The sequence below is a fragment of the Rhodanobacter sp. BL-MT-08 genome, assembly GCF_054161255.1.
This window is the reverse complement of record NZ_CP167872.1, coordinates 864,055-886,076: the sequence shown is the minus strand read 5'-3', so window position 1 is coordinate 886,076 and position 22,022 is coordinate 864,055. Positions and strand designations below refer to the sequence as shown.

The following is a 22,022-nucleotide window of genomic DNA, read 5'->3' as shown; positions in this document are numbered from 1 at the left end:
CACGGCCTCGCGATCAGCCGAGGCGCTGCGACAGCCGCGCGCTCACGAACTTTGCTTGCTCGTCGGCCACGGTGCCGCCTGCCAGCAGGCTTCGTAGTATTGCTTGAGCGTGCTGCGGACTGGATTGAGATCGAAGGTGAATCCGTTGCGGAACGCGCTGGTCCTTCCGGCCACCCAGGCGCCAACGGACGGCGCGTAGATGATGTACTGCAGGCGCGCCGGCGGATAGGTCCGCGTCATGCTGATCGACTCACTGGCCACTTCCGCGCCGCCGCTTTGCTGGGTCAGGATCTCCTGCCGGTTGAGCTCGAAATACGAGCGGGTTCCACGCATGACGATATCCTTGGCGCGCTCTGCGCCGACCTTGTTGATCGCCGTGAGAATCACGCGCCCGGGTTTGCACTCGATCGTCATGCGGTGCTGGCCGTGTCGATCGACCTGATCCAGCGTCAGGTAAGGTCCCGTGGACAGTTTCTGAAACTTCGCCACCAGCGGCAGCCGTCCGTTGTTGGCCAGCCCCGAGGCCATCATCTGGTCGGCGGAGAGCCACACGGTGCCGTTGGATGCCGTCCCCGGCGTCGGCGCCAGCGCGGCGGTGTCGATGCCCATCTCCTTCAGATAGCCGGCGACGTCGCCGGATGGCTGCGGCGACTGGCTGGCGACGCCGGCCGACGCCGATGTTGTCGGATAGGCCGAAACGCCGATGCGGTCGCTGCCGGTCGGCGCCCAGCGATAAAGGCCGCCGAAATAGGCATACGCACAGGCGCCCACGCAGATGGCCGTATTCGACTCGCCCTTGCGCCGCGGCTTGCCCAGGTGCGTAACCATCGAACCGGTGCGGAACAGCCGGCCCAGCGCCATGCCTGCGCCAATGCTACCGCTGGACGAATTCAAATAAATATCCGAACCGCTGGGAATCTTGCCGGACCGGATCAATGCGCCGACGCGCTGCGGCGCATCCTCGTCGATCGTGCCGTAGAGATAGACCTGCGGCACGTCGGTGACGGCGAGGGTGAGCCGATCATCGGTGACCTGGATGGCGAGTTGATCGGCCGACGCGTGCGATGTGCTTCGGGACCCACCGCGTGCGTCGGCGATAGATATCGATGCGAGGCCGGTGGCAAGCAGCAGAAGTCGAAGCGCAACGCGTGGGCGTGCATCCGCCTGGCGGGAAACGTTTTTCATATCGATAGCGTTTGGCACAGCCACTCCCGAAAGTCCGACTGCGCAGTGTCGTGAGTGGCAGATGTCCTGCAAGTGAATGCGGCAAGTTTCGCCGTAGGTTGGCGGTGAGCCGTAGGTTGGGGTGAGCGCAGCGAACCCCAACACAAGGTGCCGCTGCGTTGGGGTTCGCTTCGCTCACCACCAACCTACGGTGGCGGAACGCCCTAACGAACATTCGCATGCGAATGCCCCGAAGGGCGGGCCGAATCATCGGCCCCTGACCTCAACGTCGGGAGCCGCGGCATTGGGGTTCGCTTCGCTCACCCCAACCTACGTAAAGCCTTTCGCTTCAGGGAATCAACTTGCGCTCGCGCAGCGTCGCAAACACATCAAAGAACGCGTCGTCGCTAGGCTGGTAGTCGAGAAAACCCATGCGCCGGCTCTTGGACATATCGGTGACCACTTCGATCGGGCGGCCCAGATCGGCATCGGTATGCCACGGCGAGATAAGCCGATCGATATCCGGCTCGACCAGCCCGTACTGCGCGGCGATCTCGCGCCAGATGGAAGCATCGCCGGACATCTGCGATTCCAGCGGTTGCACCGTGCCGTCGAACGGCGCGGCGTCGAGGCCAAACCAGTCGGCGAGGCGCGACCACATCCAGCGCCAGCGGAACACGTCGCCGTTGACGATATTGAACGCCTCGTTGGCGGCGATAGCGTTCGTCGACGCCCACAGCAGGTGTTTGGCCAGCTGACGCGCATCGGTCATGTCAGAGAGGCTGTTCCACTGTGTAGCGGAGCCGGGAAAACGAAACGGACGTCCGGTGAATTTACAAACGGACGCATAAACTGCCAGCGTGGTGGCCATATTCATCGCGTTGCCAACCGCCACGCCGGTAATCGTGTGCGGGCGATGCACGCTCCAGCTGTAGCCGTCGCGTGCGCCCGCGGCAAACACCTCGTCCTCCTGCGCGTAATAGAAGTTCTCCACATCCAAACGCCCCTGCTCCTCGCGGAACGGCGTCTGCGGCAGCACGCCCTTGCCATAGGCCTCGAACGGCCCGAGATAGTGCTTCAGGCCGGTAACGAGCGCGACGTGGCGCACGCTGCCAGCAGGGCGCAGGGCGTCGAGCAGATGGCGCACCATCGCGGCGTTGACGCGGATGTTCTCCGCCTCGGTCGCCTGGCGCGACCACGTGGCGATGAATACGTGCGACGGCGCCACGTCGGCCAGCGCGGTGCGCGTGTTTTCGGCGTCGGTGAGATCCACCGCTACCGGCGTCACGCCATCCTGCGCCGGCGGTCGACGCGCCGCGCCGGCCACCGACCAGCCTTTTTCCACCAGAAGCCGCGCCGTAGCGCCGCCGACGATACCGCTGGTTCCCACCACGAGCGCCTTGTTCATGAGTATCTCTGCAAGAATGATCGATCAAACTAATTCCGCCGCGGCGACAAACCAAGTCGGCACCAAAAGGTAACCACCCTTATGAAACCCGGCTCGCCCGACGACCAATGGCTGGAAGACTGCGCGCCGCGCCGCGTGCTGGAGCTGTTCGCTACCAAGTGGACCAGCATGATCCTGCACGCACTGCATGTGCAGCATGAGGGCCGAGCGCGCTCGGGCGTTCTGCTGCGCAGCCTGCCCGGCATTTCGCAGAAGATGCTGACCCAGACCCTGCGCGAACTCGAAGCCAGCGCCCTGGTGCACCGTCACGTGCACGACACCGTGCCGCCCGAGGTCGACTACTCGCTCACGGCGCTGGGGCAGCGCATGATCGAACCGATCGAGCTGGTATATGACTGGGCGCGCCGCAACGCCTCGGCGCTGGATGAACTGAAGCCGCGCAGGACATCGCGGCGGCGTTGACGATCTCCTCCGATCCCAGATTCCCGGCGAGTAACTTTGAAGCAACGCCTCCGCCGTCTCGCGAGGCGCCGATCAGTCTGCGATTTGCGGCAGGGGATGCGCGCGCTTTCTCGCCTTGCCAAACCACGGCAGCAGCAGCATGCCAAATGCCAGCACCACGATGCCGACCAGCGCACCGGCTTTGACGTAGGCCAGCGTCGCGTAAAGCACGTAGACGCTGGTCGCACAAAAAAGAATCGGCAGGAACGGGTACAGCGGCACCTTGAACGGCCGCGGCGCATCGGGGAAGCGAAAGCGCAGCACGATCACGGCGGCGCCGCTGAGCACCAGAAAAAACCAGTAGACCGGCGAGACGAAGTCGACCAGGGTGGCGAACGCGCCGTGGGTCAGTCCCGCCACCGCCGCCTCGACCAGCGCCACACCGCCGATGGTCAGCAGCGCAGTGGCGGGGATACCCCGCGCGCCGTCCCATTCGCCGACTGAACCAAGCAGGCCGCTGTCGCGCGCCACCGCGTATGTGGTGCGCGCGCCGGCAATCAGTAGCGCGTTGATCACCGCGATCGAGGTGACCGCCACCGCGCCCACCACCAGCCACTCGCCCGTGCGTCCAAACGCCAGCTGCATCGCCGTCGCGGCTGGCGCGTTGCTGGCGGCCAGGCCCGCGTGACCGAGGCAGCGCACGTAGGCCCAGTTGACCAGCGTGTACAGCACGGTGACCAGCGACATGCCGCCGATCAGCGTCATCACAATGCCGCGCGGACCCGCGCGCAGCTCGGACGACAGCGTGGCCGCATCGCTCCAGCCGCCGTAGGCCAGCATCACGAAAATCATCGCCGACCCGTAGGCGCTGGCGGCCGGGACCGGCGCATCGTTGAGCGGCGGCATGCCGCGAATAGCCATCCAGACGCCGGCGGCGCCCAGCGCCAGCATGCCGCACACCACCACCGCCACAAAGCCGGTCTGCGCGCCCATGCCGGTGCGTACGCCGCGCAAATTGATCACGCACAGCAGCACAATCGTGCCAACGGCGAGAAAGCCGGTGCCGTGCTGGCCCAGCGGCAGCGCCTCGTTGACGTAGTCGGCGAACACGTACGCGAGAATGGCGATAAAGCCGGTGTGGATCACCGCAAAGCGCGACCACGCAAACAGAAACGCCAGCTTGCGTCCGTACGCCTTGTGCAGAAAGTGATAGTCGCCGCCCGCATCCGGAAACGCCGCCGCCATCTCGGCGAAACAAAGCGCGCCACAGAACGACAACGCGCCGCCGATCATCCAGACCAGAAACAGGCCGGTTGGCGAGCTGATGCTGGCCGCCACGGTCGGCGTGGACTTGAAGATGCCCGATCCGATCACCATGCCGGCACACATGGCGATGCCGTGGCGGATACCGAGATGGCGTCGAGGCTGCGCTGGCGCGTGGCCGGCAAGGTCAGCGGCAGCGTCGAGAGTGGTCATCGGGTGCGGTCCGCTGGTCAACCTGTGTGGCCCGAGTATGCCATGCAGCAGACGTCCAAACGCGGGCGGTGCAGTCATGACCTCATCATCACTCGCACCGGCGAAAACTGAAAACCTGTTGCCTTGAGGAGAGCCCGCATGACCGACAAGCCTGCCAAGCCGTCGCCGAAGAATTCCGGCTACCCGGAAGAGCAGCCCAAGACCAACGACAAGGGCAGCGAGCCGAACGCCGGGACGCCACACGAACCGCAAAACGTCCCGAGCAAGAAGCCCAAGCCATAGCGCAGCCCAGCGTGGATGCGCCAGCGGCGAAGCAGACCCGGTTCCTCTTGCGTCGTCATGGCGCGGCGGTTGTCGGTGTCCCACCCGGCGGCCGCTGCACGAGTCCGCAAGAGGCCATGGCTGTCGTGCCTGCTGCCCACACTGATCCCGAACGTGACCCGCTGCGCCGCGATAGATACGCCGCACTAGCGAAGGTTTTTGCGTGGCCATGATTTTCACGTGTCACCATCATCGACTTCGTTTAATGTCGGCGTGGCTGGTCCCAATTCGACACCAGCGCATTGATCCACGGGAGACCAGCGCGTGTCAGCTTCGAACGAAGTAAGACCCTGCTCTTTATGCCGCGAGGAAGAGCCGCTCGGCTTCGACTTCACGATGGCGTTCCAGCCCATCGTCGACATGCGCGACCGCAGCGTATACGCGTATGAAAGCCTGATCCGCGGGGTGGATGGCAGCAGCGCCGCCAGCATCCTCGGTCAGGTGACCGACCGCAATCGCTATACGTTTGATCAGGCGTGCCGGGTGACTGCGGTCGAGATGGCATCGAAACTCGGCATCCGTTGCTTTCTGAGTATCAACTTTCTGCCGAACGCGGTGTACCAGGCGAGCACCTGCATACGCGCCACGCTGATGGCTGCGCAACGCTGCAATTTTCCCACCGACCGGCTGATCTTTGAGATTACCGAAAACGAGCGGCCAGACCAGGCCCATTTGAAGCACATCGTGGTGGAATACAGGCGTCAGGGCTTCAAGACAGCGTTCGACGATTTCGGTGCCGGCTATGCGGGGCTCAACCTGCTGTCCGAGTTTCAGCCGGATATCATCAAGCTGGATATGGCACTCGTTCGCGATATCGATCAGGACCCCGTGCGCCAGACTATTGTCCGGGGCCTGCTCGACATTTGCCACGCGCTGCACATTGCGGTGATTGCCGAAGGCATCGAACAGATCGGCGAAATGCGGATGCTGCAATCGATGGGCGTGCATCTTTTTCAGGGTTTCCTGTTCGCTGAGCCCGGATTCGAGCACCTGCCGGCTATCTGCTGGCCGGATGCTGACTGAGCGGCAGGCAGAACCTATCGCCGCCGCGGCAAGGTAACTTTCGCTGCTGCCTCGGCGAAGAACTCGGGTAACGACACGCACCGCTGTACTCAACCATCCGCCGTGTCGGCCGGAGCCTGCTATGCACACATTCTTTCGACTGCCTGCCAAATTCCTGCTCGGCGCGTTTGCGCTGATCGCCTTCAGCGAGATCGGCTACGCACAGGAGCCCCCGGCCACCGGGTCACCGGTCGTGGTGGAGCTGTTCCAAAGCCAGGGCTGCTCCTCGTGCCCGCCGGCCGAGGCGAACCTCAATGCGATCGCCGGGCAGCCGAACATCCTCGCACTGTCCTTTGCGGTGACGTATTGGGACAACCTGGGCTGGAAGGACACCTTTGCCAGCGAGGCGTTCACTAACCGCCAGTACGACTATTCGCGCTATCAAAAACGGGATGGCGTGTACACACCGCAGGTCATCGTGAACGGGCAGATGGCCATTGTCGGCAGTGATCGCGCGCAGCTCGATCAGGTGGTCGCCCAGGCGCATACGCATGGTCCGGCGCTGTCTTGGGCCAAAGGCCAGCTGCAGGTGGGCGCGGGCAAGCCTGACGCGCCAGCCGACGTGTGGCTGGTCCGCTACGATCCGCGCACCATCAACGTAGCCATCCGCGCCGGCGAGAACAGCGGCCGCACGCTGCCACATCGCAACGTAGTGCGCGAACTGGTGAACCTCGGCACGTGGGACGGTCGTGCAAAAACCTTCGCTATTCCCGCCGCATCCACACGCGGCCTGTCGACCGCGGCACTGGTGCAGATCAAGAGCGGAGGCGAGATTCTCAGCGCTGCAAAAGATTCCAGCGTGAATACGGATACCGCCTCACGCTGATTGCGCGCCGTTGAAAGCGCCCGTTGGAAGCTTGTGGATGGTCGATTAGCGCACTGCGATACTTCAGCTTTCGTTGTTCGATGGACGCTTCAACATGCGCGCGACTCGCTGGATCATTTCCACCCTCGTATTCGCCGTTCTCGCGCTACGCGCCATGCCACTGACCGCCCAGACGCTGCTCATCATGACGTTCAACGTGCGTACCGGCATCGCCAACGATGGCGCCAACGACTGGAACCATCGCCGTGACATCATGGTGCGCACGATACGAGCGCAGCATCCCGACGTGCTCGGCACGCAGGAGCTGAACAAATTCCAGGGTGATTACATCGTTGGCAAGCTGCCGCAGTACCTGTGGTTCGGCATCGGCCGCCGCGGCGATGAGGGTGACGAGCATATGGGCGTGTTCTATCGAGCCGACCGGCTGCGCGCCATCGACGCCGGCAGCTACTGGCTTTCCGACACACCAGACAAACCCGGCAGCATCACCTGGGGCAATCCTTATCCCCGAATGGTGACCTGGGCCGTGTTTGAACGCAAAGCCGACGGCCGGCGATTTTATTACTGCAACACGCATTTTCCGTATCGCGATCAGGAGGAGCTGGCGCGCACGCGCTCCGCCGAGGAAATTCTTGCCCGTCTGAGCGCGTTACCTGCCAATCTACCCATCGTTATGACCGGTGATTTCAACAGCGCGCCGGATAGGCCCGACCATGCGGTACTCACCTCGTTGCTGGACGACGCATGGATCAACGCGCACAGCCGCAGCGGTCCGGAAAAGACTTTCCATAATTTCAGCGGCGTGCCGGATCGGCGCATCGACTGGATTCTCTCCCGCGGCTTTCACGCGATCACGGCAAGTACCATCACAACCAGTGAGGGAAGCCGCTATCCCTCTGACCACTTTCCGGTAGTCGCCGCACTCGCCTGGCCGGCAACGCCAAAGCAGCATTAGCGCAAACGTTAGTGCATCTGCGAGAGCAGCTTTTCGCCTGCCGCCTGGGCAGCGGCGATCGCTTCCTCAGCCGATTGGAACACGCCGGCGACCTTGATCGGTTCACCGCGCAGCCCGTCCTTGTCTTCAATGGTGTACATCGCTTCGTAAACGAAGCTCCCGTCACTGGAAGACTCAACCTGGGACGAGGGATAGATCTTGTAGCCAGATGCGTTGCTCATCGGGGGTCTCTCACGTCGGATGGCATCAGTCTACCTTGCCAGTTCCTGACGGCGAATCAGCGAACGCGCGATCTCGTCGCCCGCAGCCAGCGCTTCGTCAATGGACGCGTACGTTCGGTCATTCTCTTCTTCCGGGCCGATACCGGGAACAGTGACGACAATCGAGATGCCGCGCTCGTGCTGCGATGTTTGCACGGTATACGTGGTGCCATCGACGGTGCGGGTGTGCGTCTGGGGTGTGGAACCGGTCATGCGGCATGCTCCTGCGGATGAACGCATAAGTTGATCTTGCGCCAGTGAAGGAGGCATGACAGCGCGCCGATCCGGATCGCGCGGCGCCATGAACGGCTAGCAACACCGTAGTTACCTTTCACGCCAGATGGAAGGCTAAACGCGATGACCCTCTGTTATTTCGCCGATGCGCGACTCTGCTGCAAGCGTCTTACCGATACTGCCGACGGCTACGCCATGGCCACAGGCTTCGACAACGTCGCCATGTCGATCACCAGCCGATAGCGAACCTCGCCTTTCTCGAGCCGCGCAAACCCCTCGTCGATCGCCGCGGCTGCGATAATCTCGACGTCGGCCGTGATGCCATGCTCGCCGCAGAAATCCAGCATCTCCTGCGTCTCGCGCGTGCCGGCCGAGCCGGAACTGCTGAGACGTCGCCGCCCCATGGTCAGCAGCACCGGCGTGAAATCCATCGCGTCGGGGATACCCAGGCAACACAGCGTGCCATCCATATCAAGCGCAAGCAGGTAAGGATCGAGATCGTGCCGGCTGGACACGGTATCCAGGATGAAGCGAAAGCGGTACTTCTGCGCCGCCATCGCCTCGGCGTCGGCAGACAGGATCGCTTCGTCCGCACCGAGTGCCAGCGCGTCGCTGCATTTGCCCGGTGAGGTAGTGAACACCACGACTTTTGCGCCCAGCGCGTGAGCAAACTTCACCGCCATGTGTCCAAGACCGCCGAGACCGACCACGCCGATCGTCATGCCAGGCCCTATTTTCCAGTGCCGCAGCGGCGACCAGGTGGTCACGCCGGCGCAGAGCATCGGCGCCACGGCCGCCGGATCCAGTCCGGACGGCACGTGGTAGACAAAATCCGCGCTGGCCACGTATTCATTGGAGTAGCCACCGTAGGTCGGCTGACCGTCATGGCGATCCGTGCCGCCATAGGTGAGCGTGGGAAATTCGCGGCAGTAGGGCTCGTCGTGTTGCAGGCACGGTGCACAATGGCCGCATGAATCGACGATATTGCCGATCGCCACGCTGTCGCCCACCGCAAACCGGGTGACCCCAGCTCCCACTTCCGTCACTTCACCGACCATCTCGTGCCCAGGCACCACGGGGAAATCGCGCCCGCCCTGAATCGTGTGCAGATCGGTATGGCAAACGCCGCAGTAGGTGATGCGCACGGCGACATCGTAATGTCGCAGCGCGCGGCGCTTGAAGGCCCACGGCGCCAGCGGCTGGTCCTTGCCCGATGAGGCCAGGCCCCAGGCCTGGCGCAGGGATGAAGCGCGAACGTTCGGTGTCATCGTTTTGCTCCAAGCAAATGCGCTTCGACGCGTTGAACATCAGCCTAAACGCGATGGCTTTGCTTGATAAGATGCGTTTAACGGGATGAACTTATGAGGCAAATGCAGCAATGAAGCGCGACGAGCTCAACGATCTGGCGGCCTTTGCCCTGGTGGCGGAGCTGATGAGCTTCACGCAGGCAGCCACGCGCCTGGGTATGTCGGCCTCCGCTCTGAGCCATGCCATGAAGTCACTAGAATCGCGGCTCGGCATGCGCCTGCTCGCGCGCACCACGCGCAGCGTGCGTGCGACGGAAGCCGGCGAACGCTTGCTGCGCACTCTGCGGCCTGCGCTGGACGACATTCAAGCAGGGCTCGGCGCCTTGAGCGAGCTGCGTGAAAAGCCGTCCGGTACCCTGCGCATCACGACGCTTCGGCAAGCGGCCCATAGCGTGCTGCTACCGCTGATTCCCGACTTCCTTGCCGATTATCCGGAGATCGACCTGGAGCTGATCATCGACGAAGGACTCACCGATATCGTCGCCGACCGCTACGACGCCGGCATCCGCCACGGGCACAAGCTCGACAAGGACATGATTGCCGTGCGCATCAGTGCGGATATCAAAATCGCCGTCGTCGCCTCACCCAATTACCTCGCCAAACGCGCTATGCCCCAACATCCGCGCGAACTGGCCGAACACCGCTGCATCAACTATCGCTACACCACTTCTGGCGGTGCCTACCTGTGGCAGTTCGAGGAGAATGGACGTCCATTTCAGATGCGCGTGGAAGGACATCTTGCCTTCAACGATGGCGACATGATTCTCGCCTCGGCGCTCGCCGGCCAGGGTATCGCGTACGTCTTCGAAGAAATGGTAACGGACCATGTTGCCAAAGGTCGGCTCACGCGGATGCTTGAGCCCTGGTGCCCCACCTTGCCCGGTTACTACCTTTATCACCCCAGCCGGCGCCAGACGCCGCCAGCGCTTTCAGCCATGATTGAGGCACTGCGTACAAGACTGGCCCAGGCAGAATCCCAGCGCGGGGCGACAATGCCGCCGCTTCGAAAAACGCGACAAAAGGCCAGCCGGTGAATATCGATTTCCACTACGGCGTGATCTATCTCGTCAGCCGCCTCGCCGGGCTTGAAAAGCCGGAGGCCGAGATCGTGGCGCACTGCTGCCAGTACGTGGATGACGCCACCGTCAGCGGCACGCTGGAGTTCGCCGGGGGCGAGAGCTACGAGCGCTTTGCCAGCGCACACAAGATGTTCGATTACATGAATATCAGCAACACCAGCGACAAGCGCATCTGGGCGCCGTTCCACTTTCTGCCGGCCGGCGAAGGCGACACGCTGGAAGACAAATCCATCTGTAAACCCGATAGCGCGATCGCACGCGATATGGTCGCGCACGCCATCGCCAACCGTGGCGCCGAGAATGCGCTGCACCGCCTGGGCGTGACCCTGCATGTTTACGTCGACACCTGGGCGCACCAGAACTTTACCGGCACCATCAGCGACCACAATGTGGTGACGTCACTGACGAGCGAGGATTACTCCCACGACGCGTGGCTCGGGAAGCTGGAGCAACTTGCCAGTGATGCGGTGCATACGGCGCAGTCGGAATTTCTTGATCATCTGGTCAAGCTTGGCCACGGCGCAGCCCTGCATTTTCCCGACCAGCCCTGGGCCAAGTGGCAGTACCAGAACGGCCACGGCCTGACCTTCCAGCGCGACAACCTGCCCATCTTCATGGAAGCGGCGGACATGGCGTATCGCGCCATCAAGGGATTTCGCCGCGGCAACGCGGCGTTCGCGCAGGAGCCAGGACTGCTCGAAGAAACCCGAGTGGCGCTGGCGTCATTGCTTTCTTCTAATCGCGATGATGATCCGGTCAAACGGCTGGACGCACTGTGCGCCGCGCTCGCCGAAGGCCAGCTGCCCGGCTTCGCCGAAACGGTAACGCCCTACATCGGCAAAGGCCCCGGTTCGTGGAAGGACCAGGCCACCGGCATCGTCGACCATGACGGCGATGGCGGAGAAAAGCCGGTGTGGTCGGAAGCCTTCGAACAATCCGACTACCGCAAATTCCACGACGCGATCAAGGAGCATCGCTTCGTGGTGACGCAGGTGATTCTGCCCAAGCATGGTGTGCGGCTGGCCTGATCGAGACGAAAACACCGCGTCGTCCCTGTCCGCCAGTTACCGCGAGGTTTCAAGTTCCCGCTTTTTTTCGCTCGCGCGATCGCCGTCCGATGGATAGTGATACCAGGCCTCGTGCGGTGACGACTGCTTGCACGAATGGCACTGCGTTTTTGCCCAGAAGTGGCCGCAGCCGGGGCAGCAGCCGGCGGTCCAGAAGGTGTTCCAGCGGGTGCGGCATCCGGCGCCAGGTTCTGACGGTGCGCAGTACCAGATGCTGTTGCCGTTCGGCTCCCACCGGCACAGGGGGCAATAGATATGCGGCTGCGGATCCATACACCGTCGCTCTCTGTCGAAAGCGAAATGATAAGGAATTTCTGCATCGGCTGGACGCACCCGAGATTGCGCTGCTCGCGCATGCCGTCTTTGGACATTCGCTGCTGGTAGAAATAAAAAAAGTGCCAGCGACGCATGCGCTGGCACCCTCTTCCAACGAGCGGTTCAGACGAACATGCCGCCCGAGGCTTCAATGCGCTGGGCGTTGATCCAGCCATTGGCCGGCAGCAGGAGTGATGCAATCACGCCGCCGATGTCGTCGGGCAAACCGGTGCGGCCGAGCGCAGTCATCGACCCGATCATCTTTTTCATCTCCGGGTTGTCGCGTACGGCGCCGCCCCGGAAGTCGGTTTCGATCGCACCCGGTGCCACGGTGTTTACCGCGATGCCGCGTGAGCCGAGTTCTTTGGCCATGTACCGCGTCAATACCTCTACCGCGCCTTTCACCGCCGCATAGGCGGCGGAGCCGGGCAACGAGAAGCGCGCCAGTCCGCTGGAAATATTCACGATGCGCCCGCCGTTGGCGATCAACGGCAGCAGTTTCTGGGTGAGAAAGAACACGCCCTTGAAGTGGACGTTGACCAGGTCGTCGAAGTCCGCCTCGGTGGTCTCGGCGATGCTGGCCTGCAGGCCGTTGCCGGCGTTGTTGACCAGAAAGTCGAAGCTCTCGCGCTGCCACGTCTTGCCCAGCGCGTCGCGAACGGTGGCAGCAAAATCGTCGAAGCTGGCGCTCTTGCCGACGTCCAGCGGCAGGGCCACGGCCTTGCGGCCAAGCTTTTGGATGGCGGCGACAACGGCTAGCGCCTCTTCGTGACCGCTGCGGTAGGTCAGGATCACGTCCGTACCCTGCTCGGCCAGTTTCATGGCGGTGTTCTTGCCCAGGCCGCGGCTGCCGCCGGTAATGATGGCAATCGATGGTGTCCTCATGGGTGACTCCTTGGGGGTGAGTGGATGATTCGATAAACACACTCTATTGGTCTAATTGGCGATGATAAATCGTCTATATTCGATTTATATGTTCAAATAAACCGATCAATAAGCCGACCCGCCGGGACAGCCGCGCCGTATGAACACGCTCGAAGCCATGCAGATCTTTATCCGGGTGGCCGAACTGACCAGCTTTACCCGCGCGGCCGACAGCCTGGGCATTCCCAAAGCCAGCGCCTCGACCGCCGTGCAGCAGCTCGAGGCCAGCCTGGGCGCGCGGCTGCTGCACCGGACCACGCGCAAGGTGCAGATGACGCACGACGGCCAGGCGTTCTACGAGCGCAGCAAGGATTTGTTGGCGGATGTGGACGAGCTGCAGTCGATGTTCCAGCAGGGCGAACAGTCGCTGCGCGGGCGGCTGCGCGTGGACATGTCCGGCGGCGTGGCGCGGCTTTTCGTGCTGCCGCAGCTGGCGGAATTCATGCAGGCGCATCCGCTGCTCGAGCTGGAGCTGAGCAGCACCGATCGACTGGTGGATCTGGTGCGCGAAGGCTTCGACTGCGTGCTGCGCGTGGGACCGCTGGTCGACAGCAGCCTGGTCGCGCGACCGCTGGGCGCATTCCGCATCATCAACTGCGCCAGCCCCGCCTACCTCGAACGCCATGGCACGCCGCGGACGCTGGACGACCTCGCGACGCACCAGCTCGTCCATTATGTGTCCACCCTGGGCGCGCGCTCGCCGGGCTGGGAATATCCCGACGGCAGCGGCTACGCCAGCCTGCCGATGGCGGGCAGCATCACCGTCAACAACAGCGACTCGTACACGGCCGCATGCATCGCGGGACTGGGTTTGATCCAGGCGCCGGCGGCCGGCCTGCAGCCGCTGATCGACGCCGGACGGCTGGTGGAAGTGATGCCGGATTGCCGCGCCGAACCGATGCCGGTGTCGCTGCTCTACGCCAACCGCCGCAACCTGCCCCGACGCGTGCAGGCTTTCATGGCCTGGATCACGCAGGTACTGCAGCCGCATCTGGAGCCGCTGGCCTGACGCGCTTTTCACCGGCAGGTGCGGTCGAGCGCGGCCGTGCCGAACGTTCGTGGTCATGGGCCGTCGCCGGCGCAACCCTCATAATGCCGGGTTGCCATCCAGCGACAGCGTGACCCATGCATATCGGTATCGATTTCGGCACCAGCTATTCGGCCGCGGCCGCCATCATCGACGGCGAACTCAAGCTCGTGCGCTTCGGCGACGCCGAGCAGTTTCGTACGGCGGTGTTTTTCCCCGAGCTGGTGCCCGACCCCGGCGACTTCACCCTGACGCCGGCGCTGGAAGCACAGCTCGAAAACCAGCTGCGCCTGGCCCGTCAGCAGCAGCGTCAGCTGGCAACCGCCGCGAGTGGGCGCGGACAAGCGCCGGTGGCGCGCAGCGAGCATGAGCTGCGCAGCGAAGCGCTGCGCGTGGTGCGCCGGCAGTGGATGGAAGAACAAACGCGCAACGCCACCGCATCCGTCGCCAGTTTTCAGCATGCGCTGTTCGGCGAGGCCGCCGTCGAGGGTTATCTGGAAAGCGGCGGCGGCAACCTGATCGAATCGCCCAAGTCGATGTTCGGTTATAGGCTCGATCCGCAGGTGCGCAAGGTCATCGTGCATATCGCCACGCACATCATCGAACACATTCGGCTCAGCGCCAGCCAGCAGTTCGGCACACCGGTGCGCGGCGCGGTGATCGGACGGCCGGTGGAGTTTCGCAGCTCGATGGGTGCACAGGGCTCGCTGCAGGCGATCGAGATTCTGCGCGAAGCGGCGGCCGCGGCCGGCTTCGACAGCGTGAGCTTTCTGGAAGAGCCCGCCGCGGCGGCCATGCACTATCACAAGAGCCTGGCGCAGCGTCAGCACGTGCTGGTGGTGGATATCGGCGGCGGCACGACCGACGTGGCGCACGCGCAGCTCGGTGGCATTGAGGCGCCGCGCATCGTGCGCAGCTGGGGCCTGCCCAAGGGCGGCACCGATCTCGACGTCAATGTGAGCCTGCACAGTTTCATGCCGCAGCTGGGCAAGGACATCATCAGCATGCCGGCCCATCGTTACGTCGACGCCGCCAGCGTGCACAACCTGCCCAAGCAGCGGGAATTCCGCCAGCAGGACTATCGCCTTGTCGACGAGCCTTACGGCTCGCGCCTGCGCGCCCTGCAGGAAGCCGGTGCCACCACCCGACTCAACCAGCTCGCCGAGCGCAGCAAGATTACGCTGAGCGCGTCGGCCGGCTTTCGCGCCAATCTCGACTTCCTCGAGCCCGGCCTCGCGGTGGAGCTCGCCAGCGAGGACTTTCATGCCGCCATCGACAGCTTCCTGCTGCAGATGGAGCGGACCCTCACCACCGTGCGCGGCGACCTGGCCGAGCTGCCGGCCAGCCTCTTCCTGACCGGCGGCACCTCGCGCTCACCGCAGATCCGCGAGCATGTGCAGTCGTGCTTCCCGGAGACTCCGCTGGTGCTGGGCGATCCGTCGCTGGGCGTGGTTTCGGGGCTCGCCGTGGCGGCAAGTGAGGCCGATCCAGGTTAGTTCCGTCGGATGTGCAAAACCCGGTGAATTGGCTCGTTTCTGGTCACGTTTCATTAACGAACCACAGAGTACATTAACCCCCATGTCGTGAGACATCGCTCCCACCGCGTGGCATTGGCTCCCCTCCGATAGCCCGCACTTAGATGGAACCCCCCGAACCCGCAGACTCCCCTCTGCGGGTTTTTTTATGCCCGGATTCTGTGGTCGTGCACGAGCGTGGGCTTAGGTTGTTCGCCCGCCACCGCACGCCGCATCGCAAAGCGGCGGAACATTGCGAAACCCGGATGCAAAAAGGCCAGCCCTGGCAAGTGGCTGGACCGGGATGGATCGAAAGCTGGATCCGCTTGCCTTGGCACCAATTACTGAGGAACCTAAGGGCACCCGCATACTATTCGACGATCACCTGCGCGGCGCCGGGCGTCGTCGCATCGGCATAACTGCGGCGAATAAAGAATGCGGCAGCCAGCGCACACACCACCAGGACCAGCGACCAGGTGAAGGTATGGCCGAAGGCGGCACCCAGCGCGGGAACCGCGTTCACAACGGCGAGCGCCGGAACTGCTTCGCCGGTATGTACCGTCGCCGCACCCGAACCGGCCGGCATCACCGCGGCCAGCTCGTGTGATAGCACCACCGCCAACAGCGCGGTACCGATCGAACCGCCGACCCGCTGCAGCACGTTGAGCCCGGCGGTCACGCGCGCCACCGCGTGGCGCTCGATCGACGACAGCGCGGCGCTCATCGCCGGCATCATGGTCGAGCCCATGCCCAGGCCCATCAGGAACAGCGTCAGCTCCACCTGAAGGACGGTCGTCGTGGCCGAAATCCGGCTGAGGCTCAACATGCCCAGCGCCACCAGCGACAGGCCGAACGTCACGACGCGGCGTGCGCCGAGCCTGTCGGTCAGGCGCGCGGCGATCGGCATCGAAATCATCGCGCCAATGCCCTGTGCGGCCAGCAGCAGGCCAGCGCGCAGGGCCGAGTCGCCGCGCACCAACTGGAAATACAGCGGCATCAGCAGCGCCACGCCAAAGAACGCCGTGCAGAAAAGAAACACGGTGAGCGCCGGCGCACCGACGGCGCGCTGCGCAAACATGTTCACGTCGATCAGCGCGCCCGTACGCACGCGCGCATGCAGCACGAAGGCGATCACCAGCAGCAGCCCGAGCAGCACCGCGCCACCGCCGCCGAGCGAATTCAGACCCGAGCCGGCCGCGGTTTCCGCCAAACCGTAGACGAAGATCGCCAGCCCCGGCGAGAGCATCAGCAGGCCTGGCCAGTCCAGCGCGTGGTGCGGCTTGGGCTCGTCGCGCTCGAACACGCGCATGGCGGCAAACAGCGCGATCGCGCCGATCGGCAGGTTGACGAAAAAGATCCAGCGCCACGACACGTCATCCACCAGCCAGCCGCCGAGAATCGGCCCGACGATCGGCGCCAGCAGCATCGGCACACCGACGATACCCATCACCCGGCCCATTCGCTTCGGTCCGGCCGCATGGGTCAGAATCGTCATGCCGGCAGGCATGATCATGCCGCCTCCCAGGCCCTGCAGCACGCGAAAGACGATCAGCGAACCGGCCGACCACGCCGCGCCGGACAGCGCCGAGCCCAGCAGAAACATGCCGATCGACGCCATGTACAGGCGCTTGGTGCCGAAGCGATCGGCGGCCCAGCCGGTGAGCGGAATCACCGTGGCCAGCGCCAGCATGTAGCCGGTGGAAATCCATTGCATCGTGGCCAGCGGCGCGCTGAAGCTTTTCGATAAGTCCCTGATCGCCACATTGACGATGGTGGTGTCGAGAATCGACATGAAGGTGCCGAGGATCACTACCGCTGCGATGCGCAGCAGGTGCGGATCGAGCGTGGCTTCAGCAGGAGCTTTTGGATTCGGCATGAGCTTGTTCACCTGGAAACTTTGGAAGGTGTCGTGACGGACGATGGCGACGCGTGCGTTACGTCCGGCAGCGGCAGATGCCGCGCGGTCAGTTCGCCCAGCGTGGCGACAGCCGTATCGAGCGCGGCGCGCTCATCGGCATCGAGTTTCGCCACGAAGGACTCGACCGCGCGGCGACGCGCCTGGCCGATCTGCACGATCGCGGCGCGCCCGGATTCGGTCAGGCCAATGCGTTTGATGCGGCGGTCGCTCTCGTCCTCCCGTCGCGACAGCAGGCCGGTGCGAACGACGATATCCACCGCGCGCCCGGTCGCCGCCATCGACACGCCCACCTGCTCGGCGAGTTCGTTGACGGCCATATCCCGCCCGGCATGCTCCAGCACGAACAGCATGCGCAGCTGGGTCATGGTGAGCTCGAATTCCGCGGTAGCCGACATCACCTCGGCCTGGCTGCCCTTCATCAGCGGCATGATCGCGGCGATAAGGCGATGACTGAGGGAGTCGTCAGAGGCCTTTGATGAGCGCATGGGCGCAATTATAGCTGACAGCGCAATAGTTGCATAGTCGCAAATATATTGGCGACTATAGCGGCGCGCGCTTCACGCGAACGCTTCATCCAGGTATCGAGCGAGTCCGGTTGCTTAGCGGGACGTCTGGACGTCCATGCCATCCACCGCCAGCATCCGCTTCAACGGCCGGCTGAGCGCGATGGCCAGCACACCGCCGACCGCCGCAACGCCGGCATGCATGGACCAGAAGCCGGCCGGCGTCATGTGCTCGTAGAAACCGCCGAGCCAGCCGATGATGAAATTGCCGGTAAACAGGCTGAGAAACACGGCGCCCATCAGGGTCGCCTTGATCGACGCGGGCGCCGCGCGCGACACCAGCGCGAGCAGGGTCGGCCAGTAGTAGAGGAAGCCGATGCCGAGCAGGATGTCGTAAATCACCGGCACCAGCACCGGCGTGCGCGTGCTGAGCAGGCACGACACGGCCAGCAGCGCATTCGCTGCCGCCGTTACCCACGCGCCCGTGGCGATCTTGCCCAGATCATCCGGCTCGCTGCCGCGCGCCGCCTGAAATCGCCAAAGGGCGAACAGCACGGGCACAAAAACGATGCTGGACAGCGGATCGATTGAGTTGAACCAGGCCACCGGCACGTGGAAGCCGAGGAAATTCAGATCGACGCTGCGATCGATCCACACCAGCGCCAGATTGGTGTTCTGGTAATAACCAACGGACTGAAAAATGGTGATCGCCGCCACAACCCCTAGCGCGCCGACCACGCGCCACTCGCGTCTCGTCAATGACGTTTTCTCGCGCTGGCCCGCGCGCGGCCGGTCCTTCGGCAGGTAGCGAAAGCCGGCGATGTAGGTGAACAGGCCGATCAGCATCAGGGTGCCGGCCAGCGCAAACCCCGCATGCCAGCCGTACAGCTGCGCCAGCAGGCCGCACAGCAGCGGACCGACGACCGCGCCGACATTGATGCCGATCGAAAAAATCGCGAACGCGCGCGTGCGGCCCTCGCCATCCGTTTCGGCGTAAAGCTCACCGACCTGAGTCGAGATATTGCCCTTCAGCAATCCGCAGCCAACCACAAGCAAAAGCAGCGCCATCAAAAACGAGGCGTCGAACGCCATCGCCCACTGGCCGACGCTCATCATCATCGCGCCGATCATCACGGCCAGCCGCCGACCCAGCCAGCGATCGGCCACCCAGCCGCCGAGGACCGGGGTGAAATACACGAAGCCGGTGTACAGCCCCATGATTTGCGAGGCGAGCCCCAGCGTCGTCATCGGTCCAAACACCGACTCCAGCCCGGCCCGAAACGCCGTGAAGCCGACGATGCCCTCGACATGCCCCGGCAGCAGCAGCGCCTGACTCATGTAGAGCACGAGGATCGAGGTCATGCCGTAATACGAAAACCGCTCCCACGCTTCGGTAAAGCTGAGAAAAGCCAGAGCCCGCGGTTCGCCGAAGAACGTCTTCGCGCCGGTCGTTACGTTGGTTGCCATGAAGCCCCGAATTGAGAAGCGGATCGATAAGTGGTGATTATTCGCACAAGCTGCCGACGCCGTCTGTAATTTTTTAGCAACGAAGTCGCGGCGTCAGGCAAGTATCTCCAGGCAGAAGTCGATGAAGGCGCGCACTTTCCCAGCCGGATGATGGCGTGAGGGATAAAAGGCGTACAGCGGAAAACGCTCATCGGCCCAGTCAGGCAGCACCTGCACCAGCTTTTTTCTGGCGATCAGATCCTGCACCACGCCCAGCGACATCATCTGCGCCAGCCCGGCACCGGCAACGCAGGCGCTGATCAGGGTTCCCGCATCGGTAACCAGCAGCGAGCCATGCGTCGTTACCGGCACAACCTTGCGGCCCTTGCGAAACTCCCAGTCGAATGGCCGACGCGTCTGCGAGTCGCGAAACTGGATACACGTGTGGCTGGCGATCTCGGTAGGCGTCCTGGGGTGTCCGTGCTTTTTCAGATACGCCGGCGACGCCACCGTGATGATGCGCGTCTCCAGCAACAGCCTTGCCACCAGCGATGACGATGGCGGAACACCGAAGCGCACTGCCACGTCGATGCCATCGCCGATCATGTCGCCCAGCTCGTCGCGGGTGATCAGCTCGATTTCCAGCTCCGGATGACGCGCCATGAACGCCGGCAATTTCGGCGCCAGCACTTCCCGTGAAAACAAAGGGTCCGCATTGATCCGCAGCCGGCCGCGCACGGACGCCGACGCGCTGCCGGCGTGCGACGCCGCCTCCTCGATGCCCACCAGCAGCGGCTGCACCTCGGCGTAGAAGCGTTCGCCTTCATCGGTCAGCGTAATCGAGCGGGTCGTTCGGTGCAGCAGCCGAACACCGAGTCGCGCCTCCATGCGGCTGATGGCACGGCTCACGCCCGAGGCCGTCATGCCAAGCGCATCCGCCGCGCGCGCAAAGTTGCCCGACTCCACGACCGCTGCCAGCACACCCAGGTTGGCGAGCATTTTCCCGTCGAAGGCCATGTTGTCCACTCATGATTCTCAGTCATGAAAGATCTGAAAAAAGTGATCTTCAGTCAAGATCTTCTTGTCGCTAATCTTGCCCGTATTGCGAGCGCAATTCGCACAGCTGCGCCGTCGGCCCCGAACGGCCTGGCGCGAACGGCTCGGATTTCAGTCGACCACAACGAGGAACATCATCATGTATGCCATCACCGGAATCACCGGCCAGGTCGGCAGCGCCGTCGCCGAAACCCTGATCGCGCAGGGTCTTACGGTTCGCGCCGTCGTACGTGACACAGAAAAGGCCAAGCGGTGGGAATCGCGCGGCTGCGAGATCGGCGTCGCCGACGTCAACGACGTTGCAGCACTCACCAACGCCTTTCAAGGCGTCGATGGTGTGTTTGTACTGCTGCCGCCGATATTCGATCCCAGCCCCGGCTTTATCGAAGGCAACGCCATGCTTGCTTCACTGCATGCAGCGTTGAAAATCACGCGCCCGCCGCGCATCGTCTGTTTATCCACCATCGGCGCCCAGGCCAGCCAACCCAACCTGCTCAACCTGCTGGGCATGATGGAAGCGAGCCTGGCCGAACTGCCGTCACCTGTAACCTTTTTGCGCGCCGCATGGTTTATGGAGAACGCGCTCTGGGATGTGCCGGCCGCACGCGAAGAAGGCGTACTACGAAGCTTTCTCCAGCCACTGGACAAGGCCTTTCCGATGGTTGCCACCGGCGATATCGGCAAGCTTGCTGCCGAATTGCTGCAGGAAACATGGGCCGGCTCGCGTATCGTCGAACTGGAAGGACCGCAGCGCGTCTCACCGAATCAGCTGGCCGCCGCCTTCGCCAGAGTGCTGGGTCACCCTGTGAAGGCCGCGGTCGTGCCGCGCGATAGCTGGATCGACCTGTTCACAAGCCAGGGCATGAAGAACCCCACGCCGCGTGCGCAGATGATCGACGGGTTCAACCAAGGCTGGATACGCTTCGAATCCGATGACGCCGATGTGCGCAAAGGCAACACCGCGCTCGATACGGTGATCGCCCAACTGGTCATGCGCAGTTGATGCATGATCGGCAAAGCGTGCACGAGCAATTGGCAAAAGCGCCATCATCCGATCGAGACTGCACGCGCTGCGCGTAGTCGGTAGCGTTCACGCGCTGCATCGGCTCCCAGAAGTTCATCAGCAGCTGCAGACCCGGCGAAAGCGCCTGCTGCTGATTCAGCGCAGGCAATTTCATCGCCCAGATTTCGTTGGTCGGCGCCTGCAGCGTGGTCAGCGGCGCCTCGCTGAACGCCATATGCCAGCGCACGAACTGCCGGGTGGCGATGGGATGATTCAACAGCTCGACCAAATCCCCGTGCTTGCCGCAATGCCTGATCCGCTGATAGACGCTGTCAACCGATGAGGACGGCCCTTCGAGATACTGGAAGAACCTGCCGTCGTGATGCAGCAATGCGCCGGTTACCCGCAGTTTTTCATTGAACGCGCGCGCGTCCATCAGCAAACACTCCAGATCGCGGGCGCGCATGGGTGGCGCTGATCGGCTTACGTAGGCAACGGCTTTCAAATCAGTCATGGGTGTAGTTGAACCTGTGGTCTGGCAATCACCGCGCGTGATGCTGCTGCCAGCATGCTGGCATGCTGAAGTCCCGTGCCAATTTTTGCCAGAACATTCGGCGGGGAATGCACAAAAACACGCGGATAGCCCGATGGGGCGGCGCCGCTGGCGCTCCATCGGGTTCGCATGAGGCCGGCAGGGCAACCGGACACCACTGTGC

At 63.4% G+C, this 22,022-nt stretch carries 22 protein-coding genes; 10 read left to right on the top strand and 12 right to left on the bottom strand.

Annotated features, from left to right (window positions below):
- Positions 1 to 42: 42 nt before the first annotated feature.
- Both ACDK93_RS03645 and ACDK93_RS03640 read right to left on the bottom strand, forming a co-directional pair.
- The gene (locus ACDK93_RS03645) at positions 43 to 1,185 is read right to left on the bottom strand and encodes a hypothetical protein (RefSeq protein WP_458071231.1); all 1,143 of its coding nucleotides are present in this window, start codon (positions 1,183 to 1,185) and stop codon (positions 43 to 45) included.
- 328 nt (positions 1,186 to 1,513) lie between these two features.
- Positions 1,514 to 2,572 (bottom strand): SDR family oxidoreductase, encoded by a 1,059-nt coding sequence (locus ACDK93_RS03640; RefSeq protein WP_458071230.1) that lies wholly within the window; start codon positions 2,570 to 2,572, stop codon positions 1,514 to 1,516.
- A gap of 81 nt (positions 2,573 to 2,653) precedes the next feature.
- Here ACDK93_RS03640 and ACDK93_RS03635 point away from each other — a divergent pair, with 81 nt between their 5' ends.
- Positions 2,654 to 3,034: a winged helix-turn-helix transcriptional regulator gene (locus ACDK93_RS03635; protein ID WP_458071229.1), complete on the top strand. Its 381-nt coding sequence runs from the start codon at positions 2,654 to 2,656 to the stop codon at positions 3,032 to 3,034.
- A gap of 72 nt (positions 3,035 to 3,106) precedes the next feature.
- Here ACDK93_RS03635 and ACDK93_RS03630 read toward each other — a convergent pair whose 3' ends face one another.
- Positions 3,107 to 4,567, bottom strand: a complete 1,461-nt coding sequence (locus ACDK93_RS03630) for an APC family permease (protein WP_458071228.1) — start codon at positions 4,565 to 4,567, stop codon at positions 3,107 to 3,109.
- Between the two features lie 60 nt (positions 4,568 to 4,627).
- Between ACDK93_RS03630 and ACDK93_RS03625 the strand changes: the two genes are divergently transcribed.
- The 4 genes from ACDK93_RS03625 to ACDK93_RS03610 all read left to right on the top strand — a co-directional run bounded on the left by ACDK93_RS03625 (position 4,628) and on the right by ACDK93_RS03610 (position 7,653).
- Positions 4,628 to 4,771 (top strand): hypothetical protein, encoded by a 144-nt coding sequence (locus ACDK93_RS03625; protein WP_458071227.1) that lies wholly within the window; start codon positions 4,628 to 4,630, stop codon positions 4,769 to 4,771.
- Positions 4,772 to 5,146: 375 nt separating this feature from the next.
- Entirely contained in the window at positions 5,147 to 5,833 is a 687-nt protein-coding gene (locus tag ACDK93_RS03620; RefSeq protein WP_458071226.1) for an EAL domain-containing protein, read from the top strand.
- Between the two features lie 121 nt (positions 5,834 to 5,954).
- The gene (locus ACDK93_RS03615; protein ID WP_458071225.1) at positions 5,955 to 6,698 is read left to right on the top strand and encodes a DUF1223 domain-containing protein; all 744 of its coding nucleotides are present in this window, start codon (positions 5,955 to 5,957) and stop codon (positions 6,696 to 6,698) included.
- Positions 6,699 to 6,792: 94 nt separating this feature from the next.
- A complete protein-coding gene (locus ACDK93_RS03610) occupies positions 6,793 to 7,653 on the top strand; it encodes an endonuclease/exonuclease/phosphatase family protein (RefSeq protein WP_458071224.1) in 861 nt (286 codons plus the stop codon).
- 8 nt (positions 7,654 to 7,661) lie between these two features.
- Here ACDK93_RS03610 and ACDK93_RS03605 read toward each other — a convergent pair whose 3' ends face one another.
- From ACDK93_RS03605 to ACDK93_RS03595, 3 genes are all read right to left on the bottom strand, one after another.
- Positions 7,662 to 7,874, bottom strand: coding sequence for a hypothetical protein (locus tag ACDK93_RS03605; RefSeq protein ID WP_458071223.1), 213 nt, complete (start codon positions 7,872 to 7,874; stop codon positions 7,662 to 7,664).
- 30 nt (positions 7,875 to 7,904) lie between these two features.
- Positions 7,905 to 8,126 carry a hypothetical protein gene (locus tag ACDK93_RS03600; protein ID WP_458071222.1) on the bottom strand — a complete coding sequence of 74 codons (222 nt, stop codon included), beginning with the start codon at positions 8,124 to 8,126 and terminating at the stop codon, positions 7,905 to 7,907.
- A 209-nt stretch (positions 8,127 to 8,335) separates the two neighbouring features.
- Positions 8,336 to 9,415: an NAD(P)-dependent alcohol dehydrogenase gene (locus tag ACDK93_RS03595; RefSeq protein ID WP_458071221.1), complete on the bottom strand. Its 1,080-nt coding sequence runs from the start codon at positions 9,413 to 9,415 to the stop codon at positions 8,336 to 8,338.
- Between the two features lie 110 nt (positions 9,416 to 9,525).
- On the opposite strand from ACDK93_RS03595, the gene ACDK93_RS03590 reads away from it, so the two are divergent.
- Positions 9,526 to 10,488 carry a LysR family transcriptional regulator gene (locus tag ACDK93_RS03590; protein ID WP_458071220.1) on the top strand — a complete coding sequence of 321 codons (963 nt, stop codon included), beginning with the start codon at positions 9,526 to 9,528 and terminating at the stop codon, positions 10,486 to 10,488.
- Entirely contained in the window at positions 10,485 to 11,561 is a 1,077-nt protein-coding gene (locus ACDK93_RS03585; RefSeq protein WP_458071219.1) for a DUF6765 family protein, read from the top strand. Before ACDK93_RS03590 ends, ACDK93_RS03585 begins: the two co-directional genes overlap by 4 nt.
- 477 nt (positions 11,562 to 12,038) lie before the next feature.
- Here ACDK93_RS03585 and ACDK93_RS03580 read toward each other — a convergent pair whose 3' ends face one another.
- Positions 12,039 to 12,800 (bottom strand): SDR family NAD(P)-dependent oxidoreductase, encoded by a 762-nt coding sequence (locus tag ACDK93_RS03580; protein WP_458071218.1) that lies wholly within the window; start codon positions 12,798 to 12,800, stop codon positions 12,039 to 12,041.
- Positions 12,801 to 12,939: 139 nt separating this feature from the next.
- On the opposite strand from ACDK93_RS03580, the gene ACDK93_RS03575 reads away from it, so the two are divergent.
- A complete protein-coding gene (locus tag ACDK93_RS03575; RefSeq protein WP_458071217.1) occupies positions 12,940 to 13,848 on the top strand; it encodes a LysR family transcriptional regulator in 909 nt (302 codons plus the stop codon).
- 116 nt (positions 13,849 to 13,964) lie between these two features.
- Complete coding sequence (locus ACDK93_RS03570; protein WP_458071216.1) at positions 13,965 to 15,362, top strand: Hsp70 family protein; 1,398 nt, start codon at positions 13,965 to 13,967, stop codon at positions 15,360 to 15,362.
- 388 nt (positions 15,363 to 15,750) lie between these two features.
- Here the strand turns inward: ACDK93_RS03570 and ACDK93_RS03565 are convergent, their stop codons facing one another.
- The 4 genes from ACDK93_RS03565 to ACDK93_RS03550 form a co-directional block, all read right to left on the bottom strand.
- A complete protein-coding gene (locus ACDK93_RS03565) occupies positions 15,751 to 17,256 on the bottom strand; it encodes a DHA2 family efflux MFS transporter permease subunit (RefSeq protein WP_458071215.1) in 1,506 nt (501 codons plus the stop codon).
- An 8-nt stretch (positions 17,257 to 17,264) separates the two neighbouring features.
- Positions 17,265 to 17,783, bottom strand: coding sequence for a MarR family winged helix-turn-helix transcriptional regulator (locus ACDK93_RS03560; RefSeq protein ID WP_458071214.1), 519 nt, complete (start codon positions 17,781 to 17,783; stop codon positions 17,265 to 17,267).
- A gap of 114 nt (positions 17,784 to 17,897) precedes the next feature.
- Positions 17,898 to 19,268, bottom strand: coding sequence for a peptide MFS transporter (locus ACDK93_RS03555; protein ID WP_458071213.1), 1,371 nt, complete (start codon positions 19,266 to 19,268; stop codon positions 17,898 to 17,900).
- A 93-nt stretch (positions 19,269 to 19,361) separates the two neighbouring features.
- On the bottom strand, positions 19,362 to 20,264 hold the full coding sequence (locus ACDK93_RS03550) for a LysR family transcriptional regulator (RefSeq protein WP_458071212.1): 903 nt from the start codon (positions 20,262 to 20,264) through the stop codon (positions 19,362 to 19,364).
- A gap of 178 nt (positions 20,265 to 20,442) precedes the next feature.
- Here ACDK93_RS03550 and ACDK93_RS03545 point away from each other — a divergent pair, with 178 nt between their 5' ends.
- The gene (locus ACDK93_RS03545; protein WP_458071211.1) at positions 20,443 to 21,306 is read left to right on the top strand and encodes an NmrA family NAD(P)-binding protein; all 864 of its coding nucleotides are present in this window, start codon (positions 20,443 to 20,445) and stop codon (positions 21,304 to 21,306) included.
- On the opposite strand, the gene ACDK93_RS03540 is transcribed toward ACDK93_RS03545, so the two are convergent.
- The gene (locus ACDK93_RS03540) at positions 21,293 to 21,820 is read right to left on the bottom strand and encodes a BLUF domain-containing protein (RefSeq protein ID WP_458071210.1); all 528 of its coding nucleotides are present in this window, start codon (positions 21,818 to 21,820) and stop codon (positions 21,293 to 21,295) included. The genes ACDK93_RS03545 and ACDK93_RS03540 overlap by 14 nt on opposite strands.
- Between the last annotated feature and the right edge of the window lie 202 nt (positions 21,821 to 22,022).